An 18,254-nucleotide genomic window follows, 5' to 3' on the forward strand; every position below is an offset into this window, starting at 1 on the left:
TGGCCCAAAACGGGCGAGGCGTGCAGTGTGCAGTCCGGTTCGTTGCAGCATCGTGTAGAACGCGCGGGCTTGCATGCGCAGGTTCACCGACGCGATCACCATGTGATCGCGCACGCGCATTTCATCGAACGCTGTGTGCCATCTCAGACATTCATTGCCGGCGGTTGCAACTGATCCATGCGGATGCGATTGGCAAACAACGAAAACGCCAGCATGCCGGCCAGCCCGCTGACCCGGCTCACCCACGGCGGCAACCAGCGCGGAGCGACCAACACCCCGCTATCGAACAGGGGCGCAAAGCGCGCCACATCGCCCAATGCCATCTTGCCGGCGAACAGATACCGGCATAGCTGCAGCTGGTCGCGCTGCAAGGCATGCCGGAAGAAGGTGTGCACCGCGACCAGGCCGCGCAGGTACACGGTGTCCTTGGTAAACGCACCGCCGCCTGCCGTCGGCACACCGCGGAACACGCGTTGCGCGGACGAAAAACTTTCGGTTGCGCTCTGCCCGCTCTCGGTGAAATAGCGGAACACCTCGATGAAGTCGGCGCCCGAGCGCGCCATCGCAATCGCTTCGATGCGCAGGCTGATGCGTTTCATACGTTCGATATCGATGCTGCCGGTGATCTGCTCCGCAAACGTCGCTAGGCCTTCCTGCGTTGCGGTGGTGCGTGGCGATGAAATGCCCAGGCTGGGCAGATGCACCTGCGCGCGGCCATTGAGCGCAGTGAGCGAATGCACCAGCGCTTCGTGATGAAACAGCTGCGCACGGTCGTAATCGCTGAAGGTGGCGCCGGTGCGCAAACGGATCCGGTGCGCGCCGGCTGCGGCCTTGGCGAGCAGATCCGGGTCGAGCGTGACGGTGATGACGCGTCCTTCGAAGAAGGCGTCCAGGTCGTTCTGCAGCTGCATGCGCAAGGCGGTGGCAGATACCGGCACCTGCTCTTCCGGTGCAAGCAATTCGCGATCGAGTTCCTGCGCGATCTGGATGAAATGCCGCGCCGCTTCGCGCGTGGTCGGGCCGTTGCCCGGCATCGGGTCGTCGGGCACGCCGAACAACTGCGCCGAATAGTCGCTGACCGCACTGGTGCCCAGCGATTCCAGCAGACCGGCCGCCAGGCTCCAGCTATGCGTCGAATCGATCAGATACGCGCCGATCGGGTGATGCGGGTCGGCGGCTTTCGCAATCGCGGCCAGCTCGCGTCGGGTGTCGCCAAAATCCAGCGTCGGGTAGTCCACCTGCGGCAACTCCGGCTGCCCGCGCGCCACACTCTGCAGAAACGGCTCCTGCAGCGAGCGCGGCCAGCTCGCCAGGGCGAGCAGGCGCACCCCGCGCACCGCCTTGACCAGGCGCGCATCCAGCGCCGCGTGATGGACGATGTCCGGCGGCCCCTTGCGCGATGGCATCAGCGCCGTCCGGGACGATCGACGCTGGCCGGGCGCTTGCCAGAGCCCTTGCCGCGGTTGTTCTGCGCAACACGGGTGGCGAGCTTTTCGGCCGCGCTGGCCACTTCCTCGCGCAGCTTCATGTAATTGGCCACACGCTCCGGATCCAACGTATCGGCATCGATCGCCGCGCGCACTGCGCAACCGGGCTCGGCAATATGCGCGCAATCGTTGAAGCGGCACTGCGCCGCCAACGCTTCCACATCAGAGAAACCGCCTTCGGCCAGATTTTCCTCACCGGTTGGCTTGAGCTCGCGCATGCCGGGCGTATCGATCAGGCAGGCGCCGGTTGGCAACGGGATCAACGCACGGTACGTGGTGGTATGCCGGCCACGCGAATCGTTTTCGCGCACCGCATTGGTCTTCATCTTCTGCGTGCCGAGCAAAGTATTGGTCAGCGTCGACTTGCCCGCACCGGACGAGCCCACTAGCACCGCCGTGCGCCCGTCGCCCAACCACGGCCGCAGCGCTGCCACGCTCTCTGGATCCTTGGCATTGACCGCACGCAGCGGGATGTTCTGCGCCTCCAGCTCTTCCAGCACCGCCAACGCATCGGCGGCGTATTCGGTCTGATCGGCCTTGGTCAGCACCACCACAGGCTGCGCGCCACCGCCCCCTACCAGCAGCAGATAGCGTTCGATGCGGCGCGGATTGAAGTCCGCATCCAGCCCGCACACGATGAACACCGTATCGATATTGGCTGCGATCACCTGCTGGTGGTAATGCTCGCCGGCCGCCCCCCGCTTGATCGAGGTGCGCCGCGGCAGCAGCGCCACGATGCGCTTGCCCTCCATCAGCACCCAATCGCCCACCGCCGCCCGCTCATGGCTCGGGAAGCGCGGCCGCTGCCACTCCGGCAGCGACTCGGCCTTGAGGCTGGCCTCCGGCGTATCGGCCACCACATAGCCGGTACGGTGCTGCTCCACCACCCGCGCCGGCAGCGCCTGCGGATGCGCGGCAAACACCGCCTGCCAGGCAGCCTCCTCAGGAGGACCGGGCCAGGGCCAGCCGATGGATTGGAGGGTGGAGTAGTTGGGGGGTGTGTGGCTCATGGAACGATTCTAGGGTGTACAACCTGTTTTGCCACGTTTCGCTCGGAGCACGAGCCCAAGACTCGGTGTTCTGGACAGAACAGATAAGACACACCAGCCCATGCAGTTGCGCCCAAAGGCGAGCCATCAGTTTTGGAGCTGGAAATCCCTGCATCTCGAAAAACCACATCGCTACTGCGGGCAGTTACTCCGACTACTGCCAGTCGAAGCAACTACAAGTCCATTCCATCTTTATTAAATCGATTCAGTGCAGCCCATACAACGGCACATGAGCAATAGCCAAAAACAGCACATACCGCAACGAATAACCCGTACCCCAAGCTAAACAATATATGAAACCGCCCCAACTTGATGATTAGCAACATGCCCTTTCCCGAACTTTCAGCTGCTTCAACCGGAGGCCCGAATAAAAGCGCCAGAAGAAATCCGAGAAAAAGAACAAATATCAATGCAGCAGCTAAAAAAGCTTTTGGCCTGCTGTAAATCTCAGGAACATCCGAGGTCGAATAAAGCCATAGCATGATGAGGGGAGACAAAAGCAGCGACGCTGTCGTAGTTAAACCGTAGCCCTCGGAACTCCCTAAGACTGCCTCGTAAAACAACTTCCATCCAGGAAAAATACAAAAATCAGCAATGCCCAACGCTACTGCAGCCTTGCTAAATAACAATGGAAAAAGAAAGAATATCCAGGGAAATGATCCGCTCCATCGTTCCAGCCAATTCATTCTCGACTTCATTAGAGATCCCATGCATTGACGCAGACCCAGCAAGCTCACAACTAGGCCGACGTGCATTTTCCTTGCGGCGTCAACGCCGATTTATCAGCAGAACTTTGGTGTCCAGTCATTTTAACCTCGATATCCAAACTTATCGCCACCTTCATTCGCACATTGGCTCAATCAACCTGGACGGCAATCAGCTTGGCGTTTCCTTTTTCAAAATCGCGTTGCCCGCCCCATCCTCCCCTGCGGATTAAATTCACCTGACATCCCTCAATTTAAAATATGCCACTCCCCAAACCATGACGCACAAGTTGGAAACTTAACAAAAACAAAAAATCACGGTTTGGGCGATGAAACGGTTTGGGCGATGAAAAAGATTCCAGGATTTTCCGACCAGTATGCACCTCCGCCGTACACAGGAGCCCAAACTACCACCATCAAGGAAATAGCAGAATTCGCCAGAGGAGCTATCAACCCAGAAAATTTATAAGGCCCACCTTCTTTGTGAGTTGAAATCATTACCGTATCTTTGAAGATCGCCAACCTAACAAGCGATATTTGCGAAGCAGCAATGAACAAAGGAATTAGTGAGAGCGTGATAGCCACAAGCCCTGAGATAGTAACTAAAAACGCAACTTCCGGGAAGCTGGGCTTGAGGGAATTCAACCAAATATGATTATTTGAACCAACCATTTTTGATGCAACGAATTCGATACAGTACTCTGATACAGAAAAAACAGTTAACGGCAACGTACAATTAATCAAAAATCCAAAATTAATTAATGCAAGAGAACTGATTTTAGCGCCCACTTACCCACGCCCTGCAAAAACATTTCCGATCACAATGTTTCTACCAACGTTATTTTCAGGATCACGAAAAATATATTGATGATCGCCCATCGCAGGGCCAAAGCCGTGCGCCAGCTGCGCCGCATCGGCCGCAATTCCGTGAAATTGCGCCAGAAGGACGAGTCCCTGCAGCCCCAGATCCGGTCGATCATCCACCGACGAGCCGCCCTCGACTAACGAGAGCGACGCACTTCCCCCTGACATAACGCGATCCTTGCTGAGAGCCGACGGGCTCAAGTGACGGAATAGAATCTTGGGATGTTAAGAAACTGTCAATCAGCCAACCCCTCGCTGACGATCTATTTTCTCAATCGGGCGTCTCTCAGGTTGAGACGCAGCCACTGATGGCGGTCGGGTCATTCCTCAATGGCCATACCCACAAATAGTGAGCAGCAGGGGTGGCCCCACTTGACATCGTTGCCGATGCAAGCATGTCCGCCTGTCATATTTCCGCTACCATGCCAAGCCTCACGCCTACCACCGGCCCGTCGCATGTCCACTGCCCCGCAAAAGCCGCTCGCCATCCGCGAGCGTCTGTCCGAAGTCCGCTACGAGATCCGGGGCGAGCTGGCGCGACGAGCGCGGGAGTTGGAGGCGCAGGGCCGCAAGCTGATCAAGCTCAATATCGGCAACCCGGGTGCATTCGGGTTCCGCGCGCCGGAGCATCTGCAGCGCGCGATTGCCGACGACATGGGTCGCACCGATCCCTATACCCATCAGCAGGGCCTGCCGGAAGCGCGCGAGGCGATCGCCAAAGCGTATTCGCGTCGTCAGCATCCCGATGCCCACCCTGACCGTATTTTTGTAGGTAACGGGGTCAGCGAGCTGATCGACCTGTCGCTGCGCGCCCTGCTCAACCCCGGCGACGAAGTGCTGGTGCCCTCGCCCGACTACCCGCTGTGGTCGGCGGCCACCATCCTCAACGATGGCCGCCCGGTGTATTACCGCTGCGCGCCGGAAAACGGCTTCCAGCCGGACCCGGTGGAGATCGAGACGCTGGTGTCCTCGCGCACCCGCGCCATCGTGCTGATCAACCCCAACAATCCCAGCGGCGCGAGTTATTCGCGCGAGTTGCTGGAGCGTATCGTGGCGATTGCGACCAAGCACAACCTGCTGCTGATGGTCGACGAAATCTACGACCAGGTGCTGTACGACGGCGCGGCTTTCGTGCCGGTGGCGCCGCTGGCCGGTGCGCACCCGTGCATCACCTTCAGCGGGCTGAGCAAGGTGCACCGCGCCTGCGGCTGGCGAGTGGGGTGGGCGCTGCTGTCGGGCGAGCAATCGCGCATCAACGACCTGCGTAACGCAATGGACCTGCTCGGCGCCTTGCGCCTGTGCGCCAACGTGCCGGGCCAGTACGCCATCGATGCGGCGGTCAACGGGCCTGACACTATTTCCGCGTTGTGCGCGCCCGGTGGCCGTTTGTACGAAACCCGCCGTGCGGTGATCGAGGCCTGCGCGGCCAGCGAGCATCTGCAGCTGGTGGCACCGGCCGGGGCGCTGTACGCATTCCCGGCGGTGGTCGGTGCGGCCGCACGCAATTTCGACGATCACGCATTCGCGCTGGACCTGATGAACGAAGAAGGCGTGCTGGTCGTGCCCGGCTCCAGCTTCAACGTGCCATACCGCCATCACTTCCGCGTGACCTTGATGCCGGAAGCCAGCGTCATGCGCGATGTGTTCGCGCGCATCGACCGCGCACTGGCACGCCGTGCCGAGGCCGTGACCAAAGTGGTGCCACTCAAGTCGCGCAGCGTCGCTTGATGGCGGCGCCTGGTACGCCGCTGCGCTATCTGGCGCTGGGCGATTCGTACACCATCGGCGAAGGCGTCGAGCTTGCGCAGCGCTGGCCGATGCAGTTGGTCGATGGTCTGCGTGCCCACGGCTGGAACGTGGCGCCACCTCAGATCATCGCCACCACTGGCTGGACCACCGACGAATTGCAGGCCGGTATCGACGCGGCCGCACCGCAGGGCACGTTCGATCTGGTCAGTCTGCTGATTGGCGTCAACAACCAGTACCGCGGGCGCTCGCTGGACGAATACCGTAGCCAGTTCGATACGTTGTTGCAGCGTGCGATCGGGTCTGCCGGCGGTCATGCCGCGCGCGTGGTTGTGCTGTCGATTCCGGATTGGGGGCTGACCCCGTTCGCGCATGCGCAAGGCAGCGATGCGGGGCTGATCGCGGCGCAGATCGACGCTTTCAACAGCGTGGCGGCAGAGCGTTGCGCAGCGCACGCCGTGCGGTTTGTCGACATCACCGCCATCAGCCGCGACGGCGGCGATGCTATCGACATGCTGGTCGACGATGGCCTGCATCCCTCCGCTGCGATGTATGCGCGTTGGGTAGCGATGGCGCTACCTGCAGCGCGCCATGCGCTGGGCACTGTCGGATCTGTGGACACGCCTGCCTAAAGCGCCACCACGCGCAGCTGCGCATCGCGAAACCGCCAACCGGGCCTACCGCAATCGGGGCGACTGGCTCTAAGCTAGCCGCGCAGCACGCCTGATTGCCAAGGATCGACATTGCACAGCACCGCCACCCAACCGATGAGCCGCGCCCAAGCGCTGGCGATCGCACGCGCGTTTTTGCCCAAGCATCCGCTCGGCAACCGCTACGATTACTACTACACGCAAGCCAAGCTACGCACCGACCCGTTGTATCCCGGTGTGCTGGCCGAGCTGCGCAGCACCACTGCGCCGGTGCTGGATCTGGGCTGCGGGCTGGGCTTGCTGGCGCATGCATTGCGTGCCGATGGCCAGGCGCTGGCGTATTACGGTGTGGATGTGGATGCTTCCAAGATCCGCCGCGCGCAGCACATCGCGCAACGCTCGCAGTTGGGCAATACCAAGTTCGACGTAGTCGATCTGAGCATCGCGTGGCCGCAGCATCAGGGCAGTGTCACCATTCTGGACGTGCTGCAATATCTGCAGTCGGACATGCAGGCCAGCCTGCTGCGCAGCGTGGCGCAGATGCTCACGCCCGGTGCCAAGCTGGTGATTCGCAGTGCATTGGGCGATGCCAGCGGCCGTGGACGCACCAGCCGCGTGACCGACGTGCTGGCGCATCTGAGCGGCTGGATGCAGCGCATGCCGCGCAGCTACCCCACCCGCGACAACCTGCAGGCGCACCTGGATGCGGCCGGCCTGCGTGCGAGCTTTGCGCCGCTGTACGGCAACACACCGTTCAACAACTGGTTGATCGTGGCCGAGCCGCGCTGAGCACTGCCGTCTTGGCGACAACGGTGCAAGCGGATGCGCCGTCTGCATGCACCGTCTCCAGCGCTGATGCGTGCTTTGGACGCACGCAAGGTGTTCACTAGAACTTCCAGGACAACGTCAGTTCCACATCGCGTGGGTCGCCGTAAATCAACTGGCTCTGGTAGACGATGTTGGCGTAGTAACGCCGGTCGAACAGATTGCGCACATTGAGTTGCGCCGACCAGTTCTGAGTGATGTCGTAGCGCGCCATCGCAGTGGCCAGCACCACGCTGCCCTGGGTCAGCCGCTGCGTCGTGCCTTGCGGCCCCGCCATCAGCTCGTGGATGGCCGACTGCCAGCTCAACCCACCGCCGAGCCGCCACGGCCCGGTCTGCCAGCTGGTGAACAGCGTGGCCTCGCGGCGCGGGCTGGCCGGGTTGACGTCCACACCGCTGGCGTCATTGGCATCGAACTGGGCAAACCCGAACGCGATGCGCCATTGCTCCGACAGTTGCCCGTCGAGCTGGAACTCCACGCCCTGGCTGACCGTGCCCTTGGCGGCGAGATAGGCCTGGGTGGTGGTCCCGGGCACCAGTTGCCCCGGGTCGTTGATCGCCAGGTTGTCCTGCTCGATACGGAACAGCGCCAACGCGGCATTGAGCTGGCCGCCGAGGTACTCTCCCTTGGCGCCGACTTCGTAGCTATTGCCTTCCAGCGGGGCGAGAGAGCGGCCACCACGGTCGCGGTTGTTCTGTGGTTTGAAGATGCCGGTGTAGCTGGCATACAGCGAATGGCGATCGTCCACATCGAAGATCAGACCAGCGTACGGCGTGGTACGGCCGCGGCGCTCGTACGAATTGGCCGGTACAAGCTGGTCGGTATTTTTCCAGTCGGTGATGCGTGCACCGAGAATCGCCTTCAAGGTATCGCTGAGCTGGAAACGTCCGGCCGCATAGGCGGCGACCTGACGCACATCGCGGTCTTCGCCCTTGGTCAGCGCGCTCCACTGCGGTTGCGCCATCGTGCCGGTCCAGGCGTAGACGCTTTCCGCGGCCAACGGTTGCAGCGGCGCGTTGGACCAGCTGCGCACGTTGCGATGCATCCAAGTGGCGCCGGCCACAAGTTCGTGCTCGCGACCCCACAGCGTCAGCGGCACCGTGGCGTAGGCATCCAGACTGTTCTGCGCACTCAGTGCGGGATAGCGGCCACCAAAGTTGCTGGCAAGGCCCAGGCCGGTGTCCCTGTCCGGGTAATCAAGGTAGCCGAACAGCACCGATTTCCAATCGGCCTCGAAACGCTGATGCGAATACTCCACGTGCAGCTGCGCACCGTTGTCGAAACGATGGGTCAGCCCGGCGAACGCATTGGTGGTGTCGGCCACGCCGCGCGCCCAGCGCGGAGTGAACGAATCCGAGCGCGCAAAATTCGTGCGGCTGCCATCGCTAAAGTACGCCGGCACCCCACCCCAGGTGGTACCGCGACCGTCGTTGCGCTGTTTGTTGATGCCGATGTAACCGCTGGTGGCATTGCTGAAATCGGCATCGACAATGCCGTAGAACAACGACGATTGCTTGCTGTAGTAATCGCGAAACGACTGTTTGTCTTCGTAACTGGTCACCACCCGACCACGCACGTTGCCTGCCGTGTTCAATGGCGATTGCAGGTCGACGGTGCCGCGATAGCGGTCCCAGCGCCCTGCCGACAGATCCACACGACCGGTGAACGCATCGCTGTCGGCATGCTTGCGCAGCAGATCGATCGACGCGGCCGGGCTGCCCGCACCAGAGGTCAGCCCATTGGCCCCACGGACGATCTCGACACGGTCGTAGATGGCCATGTTCTGCTGTACATCGCCGGTGTAGTCGGTGGGAATGCCATCGATGCGGTAGTAATCCACCTCGAAGCCGCGGGCGGTGATGTAGGTGCGCTCGGTGTCCCAAGTGGGAGAGTTGAAGCCGGCCACGGTGTCGGTGACGTCCTGCAGCGATTGTAGATTGCGGTCGATGATCTGCTGGCGCGTCACCACCACCACCGACTGCGGCGTGTCGCGCAACGACAGTTCCAGCTTGGTCGAACTGCGCGCAATGCTGGCGGTATAAGCGTCGGTACTTTCGGTGGCGGCACTGCGTTGCGCCAGGATCTGCATGCGATCCAGATCCACCGGATCGCTGGTATTCGCCTGCGCGGCGGCCAGCGCGGGCCACGCATAGGCCAGCGCCAACAAAGACCGCGTCATCCCGGCGCGCGGCACACTCAGATCCACACGCACAGCGGCGCGCACGAAAGCGGGGCGATAGAACATGGTGTCGGCCTCATGATCGAAAACTGCCGTCGATGACGGCGACTGAGGCTGGCGCGGTCACACCGTGCACGGTGCGGCCCAATAGCTGGCTGGGGCGCGCATGGTCGATCCGGGCCAGAGCGCTGTCAATAGAGGCGTATGTCGGATGCTCTGCAATCCACGGCAAAAGTGCTGTTCCGCGTACCCGAAGTAACGAGCAGGCGCGCGGCAATACGCACATCAGTTTGGGCCGACGCCGCCGCGTGTCACGCCGTGACTGACGGCCTCGGACAGTCCATCCACGCGCACGGGACAGGTGGCCGTTATGCCTGGCTGGCCGCGCTTGGTTGCAGCAAAGGTCACGCAAATTGACGCCATAGGCGATGCACCGCCTGCATTCCGATCGCAAGTCCGCTGCAGCGCGCGCGACATCCGCGCGCGTCACCTCAATCCGGGCGCCGCCCCACCAGCCCACGCAACCGTATCGCCTCCAGCACGCCACGCAGGATGGTCAGGTTATGGCCGTGCGCGGCGCCTTCGTGCAGCAGCACGATCGCGCCGGGGCGCAGGTCGCGCACGATCCGCGCCACAGTGGCGTCCGGTTCGCAACGCACACCGTCGAAGCCGCGTGCGCTCCAGGCCACGCGGGTCAGCCCGTGCGCACGCAGCGGCGAGGCGACGAAGGGGTTGGTCATGCCGACCACCGAGCGGTACAGCCGCGGCGCCTGCCCGGTGATACTGGCCAGGGTGCGCTGCGCCAGGCCGATTTCCTGCGCCATGCGGCGCGGCCCCAATGCCCAGAACCAGGCCTGCGGATGGGTATGGCTGTGGTTGCCGATACCGTGCCCGCGGCGCACGATCTCGCGCACCAGCTCCGGCCGCTGCTCGGCGCGCGCGCCGACCACAAAGAAGGTGGCCTTGGCATCGTAGGCATCGAGCAGTTCGAGCATGGCCGGGGTGTCGTCGGACGGGCCATCGTCGATGGTCAGCCACACCTGCGGCGCGCGACCCGGCAATCGCGCCAGCACCGGCGCGTACAAGCGTGCGCGCGGCAGAAAGACCGGCACCACGAACAATGCATGCGACAGCAGCAGCGCCGGCAGGCCCCAAGCCCAGCCCAGATGCCACCACAGCACCGCCACCGCCACCTGCGAGAGGGCAAGCAAGCCCACCCAGCGGTAGGGGTGGGAGGGGATGCGATACAGCGTTTCCGGCGTGGTCATGCCGCATGATGCCACGCGGCGTAGAATGACCAATCTCCACGCTCTCACCGAAGTGCTGCCATGTCCCTCGACCCCGCCCTGCGTTCCCGTATCGATACGCTGCTGCAATCCAGCCGCGTGGTGCTCTTCATGAAAGGCCAGCCCAGCATGCCGCAGTGCGGTTTTTCGGCCAAGGCAATCGGCGTGCTGGACGGGCTGGGCATCGACTATGCCCACGTCAACGTGCTGGCCGACCAGGAGATCCGCGAGGGCATCAAGGCCTACGGCGACTGGCCGACCATTCCGCAGCTGTACGTGGATGGCGAGTTGATCGGCGGCAGTGACATCATTTTGCAGATGGCCGACAGCGGCGAGCTGAGCACGATGCTCGGCCTGCAGGCGCCGGATCGCAGCCCGCCGAAGATCACCATCACCCCGGCCGCAGTGGACATGCTCAAGGGCGCGCTGGCCGATGCCCCGGATGCGTCGCTGACGCTGGCCATCGATGCGAACTTCCAGCCGAACTTCCAGCTGGCGCCGACCAACCCGAACGCCATCGCGGCCGAATCCAACGGCCTGCGCGTGCAGTTCGATCTGGCCAGCGCACGTCGCGCCGAGGGCATCACCATCGACTGGGTGGACGACATCCGTGGCCGTGGCCTGGCCATCGACAATCCCAACGCGCCCAAGCCGGTGCAGGAGCTGTCGGTGCGCGATGCCGACGACCGCCTCAAGGCCGGCAGCCTGACCCTGGTGGATGTCCGTCCGGCCGACGAACGTGCACTGGCGACGGTCAATGCACCGTTCCGCACCCTGGATGCGCACGAGCGCCAGGCGATCGAACAACTGCCCAAGGACACCCCGCTGGCGTTCCTGTGCCATCGCGGCGGGCGCAGCCTGCAAGCGGCCGAGCATTTCCGCGGGCTGGGCTTCAGCAACGTCTACAACGTCACCGGCGGCATCGACGCCTGGTCGGACGAGGTGGACAACGGCGTGGCGAAATACTGAGCGCGGCCAGGCGCGCCACGCACCACTGCATACCGAAACGGGCGCTCCATGGAGCGCCCGTTTTTTCATGGATCAACACCTACAAGGACTTCGCTACATGCAAACCCGTCTGATCGCGCTCGCCCTGGCCGCCCTGTTGCCGCTGGCCGCACAGGCCGCCGAACCCACCCGCGCTGTGCTGCTGGTGCAGACCTACGACAGCCAGCCGTCCGAGGATCCGCTGGAATACATTCCGGTGTGGCTGGGCAAGACCGTGGCCAAAGATTCCACCCTGCCCAAGTCGCTGCTGAGCCAGCCGCTGCAGGCCTTCGATAACGGTGTCTCCACCGCCAACGTGCGGCTTGCTGCACTGACCGTGGACGACAACAGCATGTGCGGCGGCACCGCGAAACTGCGCTTGAAGGGCAACCCCGCGCTGTCGCACTCGCCGCTGTTGTCGACGGTGGATCTGAATCCGGGCAAGCGTTTCGCCGGCCGCACCGCCACCGCTGCCGAACAGACCGAGTTGCTGCGTCAGGCCGGCGACACCGCGCAGTTGCGCAAGACCGTCAAGCCGGCGGAATTGGCCAAAGCGCTGGCGGCCTTCGCTGCGGACCGTGCGCAGGACACGGCATCGTTGCAGATCGTGACCGATGCACAGCAGCCGCAGCGGCGCGTGGCGGTGCTCACCTCCAACCACCCGACCAAGACCGGCAACCCGGACAATCCGACCGGCGTGCTCGTCGTGCTGGCGATCTTCGAACACGACGGCAACCGCTGGCAGTTCCGCCGCGGCAGCGCGGCCAGCGGCTGCGACGATTGCGAAGACCTGCCGCTGCGCACGCACCTGCTGCAGTTCGGCGATATCGACGGCAACGGCACGCTCGACTTCGTGCTGTCCGAGAGCGGCTACGAAAGCTACGGTTTCTCTCTGCTGCTCGGCGAAGGCACCGGCTGGCGCTCGGAAGGATTGCCGGGCGGCTGCTGATCTGTTTGCTGCCCCCTGTGCGCTGCCGGTTACGGCATCGCGCATCGGTGCGGACCCAGCATCCACATGCGTGGCGCAGACACGCCACGCCAGTGATTAACCGGCAAATCCACCTTCATCGAGAAATTGCTGCTCTTCGGCGGTGGTCTCGCGTCCCAGCACCGTATTGCGGTGCGGAAAGCGGCCAAAGCGCTGGATGATCTGCTGATGCTCCGCCGCCCAGCGCGTGGCTTCAGCATCGTCCAGTGCAGCGGTCAGCTGCATGGCGCGCGCCTGCTCCTGCAGATCCTCTGCGTGCCCGAATGGCAGATAGAAAAACAGCCGTAATTGCGCCGAGACTTGTTGATCGAACCCCCGTTCGAGCGCCTGCCTGGCGTAACGCAATGCCAGCCCATCGGTAGCGTAGGCGTGCGCACTGCCCCGGAACGCATTGCGCGGGAATTGATCCAGCAGAATCAACAGCGCCAGTGCGTCTTCGGCACGCGCCATCCAGTCCGCGTAGTCGCCGCGGGCGGCGGCAAAATGCTGCTCGCTGAAGTGCTGGCGAAAGTTGGCATCGAACGCATCGTTATGCGTGAACCAGCGCGCGGAGCCGGCCAGTTCCCAGAAGGCCAGCACCACATCGGCCTGTTTGTTGCGCTCTGTTTTGGCAATCATCGACGTTCCCCCTGACGAATACGGCACAGCATGCACGTGCGCATGTGATGAGGCCACCGCTCCCCGACGTCCAGCACTTGGCAAGCACGGCCCTGGCGGCTAGGTTTGCGGCCTACGCTTTCGTTTCACCGGGGAAATCCATGCGTTCCATTCTGTTCGCCGCCCTTGGCGCGGCGCTGCTGTGCGGGCCTGCGTCTGCGGCATCGCGGTTTGTGCAAGACCCATACCCCAGCACCTACCACGCGCTCGCGTCCGGTCCGGTGCTGATCCAGCACGCCACGGTACTGACCGGCACCGGGCAGCGGCTGGACGATGCCGACGTACTGCTGCGCGACGGCAAGGTGGCCGCGGTTGGCCGCGCACTTCAAGCGCCCGCCGACGCGCGCCGCATCGATGGCACCGGCAAGTGGGTCACCCCCGGCATCATCGACGTGCACTCGCATCTGGGCGTGTATCCCAGCCCAGGCGTCAGCGCGCATAGCGATGGCAACGAGATGACCGCACCGGTCACGCCCAACGTGTGGGCCGAACATTCGATCTGGCCGCAGGACCCGGGCTTCGGCACCGCGCTGGCCGGCGGCATCACCTCGCTGCAGATCCTGCCGGGCTCGGCCAATCTGATCGGCGGGCGCGGCGTCACGCTCAAGAACGTGGCTTCCACCACCTACCAGGGCATGAAGTTTCCCGGCGCGCCGTGGGGTCTGAAGATGGCCTGCGGCGAAAACCCCAAGCGCGTCTACGGCGAAAAGGGCGGGCCCGCCACCCGCATGGGCAATGTGGCCGGCTACCGCGCCGCGTTCATCGATGCGGCCGAGTATCTGCAGAAGAACGCACCGAAAAAGACCACCAAGAAGCGCCACTGGTGGAGCAGCGGCGGCGACAACGACAGCAGCGGCGATGCCGGCGGCAAACGCGACCTCAAACTCGACACGCTGGCCGGCGCCATCAACGGCGATATCCGCGTGCACATCCATTGCTACCGCGCCGACGAAATGGCGACCATGCTCGACCTGTCCAAGGAATTCGGCTTCCACATCGCCGCCTTCCACCACGGCGTGGAGGCCTACAAGTTGGCCGACCGGCTGGCGCAGGAAAACGTCTGCGGTGCGCTGTGGGCCGATTGGTGGGGCTTCAAGATGGAAGCCTTCGACGGCATCCAGGAAAACATCGCCATGGTCGACCGCCCGGCCAATAGCTGCGCCATCGTGCATTCGGATTCGGAAGAAGGCATCCAGCGCTTGAACCAGGAGGCCGCCAAGGTGATCGCTAACGCACGCCGCAGCGGCACCGAGATTGCGCCCGAGCGCGCCATCCGCTGGCTCACCAGCAACGCGGCCAAGGCGCTGGGCATCGAGAAGCAAACCGGCGCACTGGAGCCGGGCAAGATGGGCGATGTGGTGGTGTGGAACGGCAATCCCTTCAGCTCCTATGCATTGGCCGAACAGGTGTATATCGACGGCGCGCAGGTCTACGACCGGCATAACCGCGCCCTGCAGCCGGTGTCGGACTTCATGTTGGGCCAGGAGGTGGCACGATGAGCCGCGCCTGGTTCGCACGCCCGCGTCTGCGCGCGTTGAGCGCGCTGGTCATGGCCGCGCTGGCACTGCCCGCCGTCGCACAGCAGGTGCTGATCCGCGATGCCACCGTGCACACCGCCACCGCGCAGGGCACGCTGCAACACACCGATGTGCTGGTGCAAAACGGCGTGATCCGCGCGATCGGCAGCAACCTCGCCGCGCCTGCCGATGGCCGCGTGGTCGATGCCAAGGGACGCCCGCTGACGCCGGCCTTGTTCGGCGGCATCACCAAGATCGGTATCGAAGAAGTGTCCGGCGAAGACAGCACCGTGGACAGCGGCCTGAAGCTGGCCGAGCAACCGATGCGCCCCGAGTTCGACGTCACCCTGGCCTACAACCCCGACTCGGTGCTGGTGCCGGTAGCGCGCCTGGAAGGCATCGGCTTCACCGCGCTCGGCGCCACCACCAGTGGTGCTTTCATCGCCGGCCAGGGCGGCATCGTGCGACTGGACGGTAGCCCGGACCCGGTCGGCCCGCATGCGTTGTTCATCCGGATTGGCGCGGCAGCATCCGATCTCACCGGCAGCTCGCGTGCAGCGCAATGGATGCTGCTCGATCAGCTGGTGGCCGAAGCGCGCGGCCGCGTGCCGGCGGATTCGCCGCATGCCTTGCTGACCCCGATGGGCCGCAGCGTGCTGGCCAAGTATCTGGCCGGGCAAGGTCGCATCGTGGTGCAAGTGGAACGCGCCGCCGACATCCGTCAGTTGTTGCGCTGGGCGCAGCGCGAGAAGGTGCGCATCGCCATCGCCGGTGGCGCCGAAGCGTGGAAGCTGGCGCCGCAACTGGCGCAGGCCAAGGTGCCGGTATTGGTGAACGCCTTGGCCGATCTGCCGGCCACCTTCGATCAGATCGGCGCCACGCTGGAAAACGCTGCGCGCCTGCGCGCCGCTGGTGTGGAGGTCAGCTTCACCCAGAGCGGCGATGCCTCGCACAACGCGCGCAAGCTGCGCCAGCTGGCCGGCAATGCGGTGGCCAATGGCCTGCCGTGGGAATCCGGCCTGGCCGGGCTGACCCGCGTGCCTGCGGAGATCTTCGGCGTGGCCGATCGTATCGGCAGCATTGCGGTGGGCAAGCAGGCCGATCTGGTGCTCTGGGAAGGCGACCCGCTGGATGTGGCGCATTACGCCGAGCAGGTGTGGCTGGGCGGGCACGAGATGCCGATGCGCTCGCGTCAGACCGAACTGCGCGACCGCTACATGCAGCAGGCTGGACCGCTACCGCGTGCGTATCTGAAATAAGACCAGCGAACACAACCACTGGGCGGCTGCAATGCCGGCACGGTCGGCGCTCTGAATCGACATGTACGGCTCGTACACTGCGATTTCTTCCGCGCCGGCTACGCTGGCGCTGAGACTTGCTTGCTCGCCTCAGCTGCTCCCAGTGCTGCCTGTGTCGGTGCGAGCGTGTATAGCAATGGTTTCGCCAGCGCAGGCCTGCGCATGCGTCGGCCTGCGCATCCACCCTTGCCGGCAGCGTGCCGGCATCACTCGCAAGGACTGCCGATGCGCCTGCCGCGCCGCCTGATGCCATCCATCATCGCTGCCTCCCTGGGCTTGATGCCGCTCTCTAGCATGGCGCAATCGGGATGGATCAACGCGCAGGGCGACTCGGTTGCAGAATCGCCCAGCCGCAAGACCGTGCAAGACATGGGCGCCGGCCTGCTGCTGACCCCGGATGCGGACTGGCAACAGAAGTGGAACACGCCCAGCGACACCGCTCCGCATTTCAACGAGGCCGATCACGTCGCCACCGGCGACACGCTGTTCGTGCTGATTTTCCTGTCCAACCCGGGGCTGGATGCGCAACGGCGCGCCGATGTGGTGTGCAGCATCCGCGTCATCGACCCCACCGGGCATGCCGCGCAGAACACCGTCGATGCGCCGTGCCTGCAGACGCAGATCGAAGGCGACCCGCGGCATGTCTATCTGGCGCAGGTCAGTCTGGCCGTGCGTGCGGAAGCCAGCGACCCGCCCGGCCGCTGGCAGGTACAGGTCACCGTCAACGACCGCCAGCGCGGCGTCCTCATTCCGCTTATCAGCACCTTCACCATGGGCCGCCAGCGGCAGCCCGCAAAGACGCCATGAACACGCCGTCGTTGCGTGCGCGTGCGAGCTACGTGTTGGTGGCCGTTGCGCTGTTGCTGATCGAAGTGGCGATCGCTGCCGGATGGATCGGCGGTGCGTGGGTACGCGGCAGCCTGGGCGATGTGCTCGCCGTAGCGCTGGTCTACTGCGGCCTGCGCGGCGTGTTCGGCTGCCCGCCCCGATGGGCCTGCCTCCTGGCCATCGGTATCGGCTGCGCGATCGAAGGCTTGCAGGCCATCCATCTGGCCGACCGGCTCGGCCTGCGCCCCGGCGGTGCGGCCTCTATCGCGCTCGGCAACACCGCAACGCTGCACGATGTGCTGATGTATGCCATCGGCGGCGTGATGTCCTTTGGCTGCGATGCGCTGTTGCGACCGCGTCGGCATGCAACGCCCGCAGCGCCGCTGGTCGATTGATCCCGTTTCCTGGAATGCCATGCCGACCCGTCTGTCTTCAACCATCGCTCGCCGCGCTGCCCTTGCCACCCTGCTTGCGCTGGGCGCCTGTGGTCGCGAAACCGGGTCTGCACCGCCATCGAGTGCCGGGGCGATCGCGGCTGCCGCCACGACGCCTACCCGCACAGCACTGACGCTGCACTGCGAAGATCTGGACGATGCAGCGCAGGAGGCCGCCGCCCTTGCCGCAGGCGCCGGCGATCGCGTGCGGCGTGTGGGCGCGCATCGGCTGGAAGTGGCAACCGATGCGGGCACGCAGGTGTTCACCGACAGCCCGCCCTACGATGCGCCGCTGGATGGCACCGAGTACCGCTATTGCGATCGCCGCGATGCCTACGTGTTGCTGCATCACCGTGATGGCGACAGCTTTGCCGGCGTGTTGATCGACACCCGCAGCGGTAAACAGCTCCCCGGCGGCACCCAGGTGGTGATTTCGCCGGACCGCAGCCGCTATCTGGCCGTTGTACAAGTCGACGGTATGGACGGCGCGCAGTGGCGCGTCCTGGATTTCAACCAGCGCACGCTGATCACCACCACCAGCATGCTGCTCAGCCAGGATGCCACCACCGGTATCGCCGAACTGAGCGCGCCACAGTGGTTCGGCACGCAACTGCAGGCCACGGCAACCTGCCTGAGCGACGACACCCAGCACTGGCAGGTTCGTCTGGCCAACGCGCAAGGCGCATGGAACTGGCAGCCGCGCCGCGCCTGCGACGCCAGCGACGCAGGTCGGTGAGATGATATTTGCAGGCGGC

Annotated in this window: 18 protein-coding genes; 10 read left to right on the top strand and 8 right to left on the bottom strand. The window is 64.1% G+C overall.

The window, feature by feature from the left end; genetic code table 11:
* Nucleotides 1-143: 143 nt before the first annotated feature.
* The 5 genes from XdyCFBP7245_RS09005 to XdyCFBP7245_RS09020 all read right to left on the bottom strand — a co-directional run bounded on the left by XdyCFBP7245_RS09005 (nt 144) and on the right by XdyCFBP7245_RS09020 (nt 4,272).
* A complete protein-coding gene (locus XdyCFBP7245_RS09005) occupies nt 144-1,406 on the bottom strand; it encodes a flavohemoglobin expression-modulating QEGLA motif protein (RefSeq protein WP_104615352.1) in 1,263 nt (420 codons plus the stop codon).
* A complete protein-coding gene (gene rsgA / locus XdyCFBP7245_RS09010) occupies nt 1,406-2,497 on the bottom strand; it encodes a ribosome small subunit-dependent GTPase A (protein WP_104615353.1) in 1,092 nt (363 codons plus the stop codon). The genes XdyCFBP7245_RS09005 and rsgA overlap by 1 nt, the downstream gene beginning before the upstream one ends.
* Before the next feature lie 212 nt (nt 2,498-2,709).
* Nucleotides 2,710-3,222 (bottom strand): hypothetical protein, encoded by a 513-nt coding sequence (locus tag XdyCFBP7245_RS24460; protein WP_244907790.1) that lies wholly within the window; start codon nt 3,220-3,222, stop codon nt 2,710-2,712.
* Nucleotides 3,223-3,555: 333 nt separating this feature from the next.
* On the bottom strand, nt 3,556-4,029 hold the full coding sequence (locus XdyCFBP7245_RS23765; protein ID WP_146091665.1) for a hypothetical protein: 474 nt from the start codon (nt 4,027-4,029) through the stop codon (nt 3,556-3,558).
* A complete protein-coding gene (locus tag XdyCFBP7245_RS09020; RefSeq protein ID WP_104615354.1) occupies nt 4,030-4,272 on the bottom strand; it encodes a cysteine peptidase family C39 domain-containing protein in 243 nt (80 codons plus the stop codon).
* 288 nt (nt 4,273-4,560) lie between these two features.
* On the opposite strand from XdyCFBP7245_RS09020, the gene XdyCFBP7245_RS09025 reads away from it, so the two are divergent.
* From XdyCFBP7245_RS09025 to XdyCFBP7245_RS09035, 3 genes are all read left to right on the top strand, one after another.
* Nucleotides 4,561-5,832: a pyridoxal phosphate-dependent aminotransferase gene (locus XdyCFBP7245_RS09025; protein WP_104615355.1), complete on the top strand. Its 1,272-nt coding sequence runs from the start codon at nt 4,561-4,563 to the stop codon at nt 5,830-5,832.
* On the top strand, nt 5,832-6,482 hold the full coding sequence (locus tag XdyCFBP7245_RS09030; protein ID WP_104615356.1) for an SGNH/GDSL hydrolase family protein: 651 nt from the start codon (nt 5,832-5,834) through the stop codon (nt 6,480-6,482). The genes XdyCFBP7245_RS09025 and XdyCFBP7245_RS09030 overlap by 1 nt, the downstream gene beginning before the upstream one ends.
* Before the next feature lie 135 nt (nt 6,483-6,617).
* Nucleotides 6,618-7,289: a methyltransferase gene (locus tag XdyCFBP7245_RS09035; RefSeq protein WP_104615357.1), complete on the top strand. Its 672-nt coding sequence runs from the start codon at nt 6,618-6,620 to the stop codon at nt 7,287-7,289.
* 97 nt (nt 7,290-7,386) lie between these two features.
* Here XdyCFBP7245_RS09035 and XdyCFBP7245_RS09040 read toward each other — a convergent pair whose 3' ends face one another.
* Complete coding sequence (locus tag XdyCFBP7245_RS09040; protein WP_104615358.1) at nt 7,387-9,570, bottom strand: TonB-dependent siderophore receptor; 2,184 nt, start codon at nt 9,568-9,570, stop codon at nt 7,387-7,389.
* Nucleotides 9,571-9,995: 425 nt separating this feature from the next.
* Complete coding sequence (locus XdyCFBP7245_RS09045) at nt 9,996-10,772, bottom strand: polysaccharide deacetylase family protein (protein ID WP_104615359.1); 777 nt, start codon at nt 10,770-10,772, stop codon at nt 9,996-9,998.
* A 60-nt stretch (nt 10,773-10,832) separates the two neighbouring features.
* On the opposite strand from XdyCFBP7245_RS09045, the gene grxD reads away from it, so the two are divergent.
* Entirely contained in the window at nt 10,833-11,759 is a 927-nt protein-coding gene (gene grxD, locus XdyCFBP7245_RS09050) for a Grx4 family monothiol glutaredoxin (protein ID WP_104615360.1), read from the top strand.
* 97 nt (nt 11,760-11,856) lie between these two features.
* The gene (locus tag XdyCFBP7245_RS09055; protein WP_104615361.1) at nt 11,857-12,726 is read left to right on the top strand and encodes a hypothetical protein; all 870 of its coding nucleotides are present in this window, start codon (nt 11,857-11,859) and stop codon (nt 12,724-12,726) included.
* Between the two features lie 96 nt (nt 12,727-12,822).
* On the opposite strand, the gene XdyCFBP7245_RS09060 is transcribed toward XdyCFBP7245_RS09055, so the two are convergent.
* Nucleotides 12,823-13,383, bottom strand: a complete 561-nt coding sequence (locus tag XdyCFBP7245_RS09060) for a DUF924 family protein (protein ID WP_104615362.1) — start codon at nt 13,381-13,383, stop codon at nt 12,823-12,825.
* A 140-nt stretch (nt 13,384-13,523) separates the two neighbouring features.
* Here XdyCFBP7245_RS09060 and XdyCFBP7245_RS09065 point away from each other — a divergent pair, with 140 nt between their 5' ends.
* The 5 genes from XdyCFBP7245_RS09065 to XdyCFBP7245_RS09085 all read left to right on the top strand — a co-directional run bounded on the left by XdyCFBP7245_RS09065 (nt 13,524) and on the right by XdyCFBP7245_RS09085 (nt 18,235).
* Nucleotides 13,524-14,921 (top strand): amidohydrolase, encoded by a 1,398-nt coding sequence (locus tag XdyCFBP7245_RS09065; protein ID WP_104615363.1) that lies wholly within the window; start codon nt 13,524-13,526, stop codon nt 14,919-14,921.
* Nucleotides 14,918-16,198, top strand: a complete 1,281-nt coding sequence (locus XdyCFBP7245_RS09070; protein WP_104615364.1) for an amidohydrolase family protein — start codon at nt 14,918-14,920, stop codon at nt 16,196-16,198. The genes XdyCFBP7245_RS09065 and XdyCFBP7245_RS09070 overlap by 4 nt, the downstream gene beginning before the upstream one ends.
* A 264-nt stretch (nt 16,199-16,462) precedes the next feature.
* Nucleotides 16,463-17,044 carry a hypothetical protein gene (locus tag XdyCFBP7245_RS09075; protein WP_104615365.1) on the top strand — a complete coding sequence of 194 codons (582 nt, stop codon included), beginning with the start codon at nt 16,463-16,465 and terminating at the stop codon, nt 17,042-17,044.
* Nucleotides 17,041-17,460 (top strand): ribosomal maturation YjgA family protein, encoded by a 420-nt coding sequence (locus XdyCFBP7245_RS09080; RefSeq protein ID WP_104615366.1) that lies wholly within the window; start codon nt 17,041-17,043, stop codon nt 17,458-17,460. The genes XdyCFBP7245_RS09075 and XdyCFBP7245_RS09080 overlap by 4 nt, the downstream gene beginning before the upstream one ends.
* 19 nt (nt 17,461-17,479) lie before the next feature.
* Nucleotides 17,480-18,235: a hypothetical protein gene (locus tag XdyCFBP7245_RS09085; protein WP_244907791.1), complete on the top strand. Its 756-nt coding sequence runs from the start codon at nt 17,480-17,482 to the stop codon at nt 18,233-18,235.
* Nucleotides 18,236-18,254 lie beyond the last annotated feature (19 nt).

The sequence above is a fragment of the Xanthomonas dyei genome (assembly GCF_002939865.1).
Lineage (GTDB): Bacteria > Pseudomonadota > Gammaproteobacteria > Xanthomonadales > Xanthomonadaceae > Xanthomonas > Xanthomonas dyei.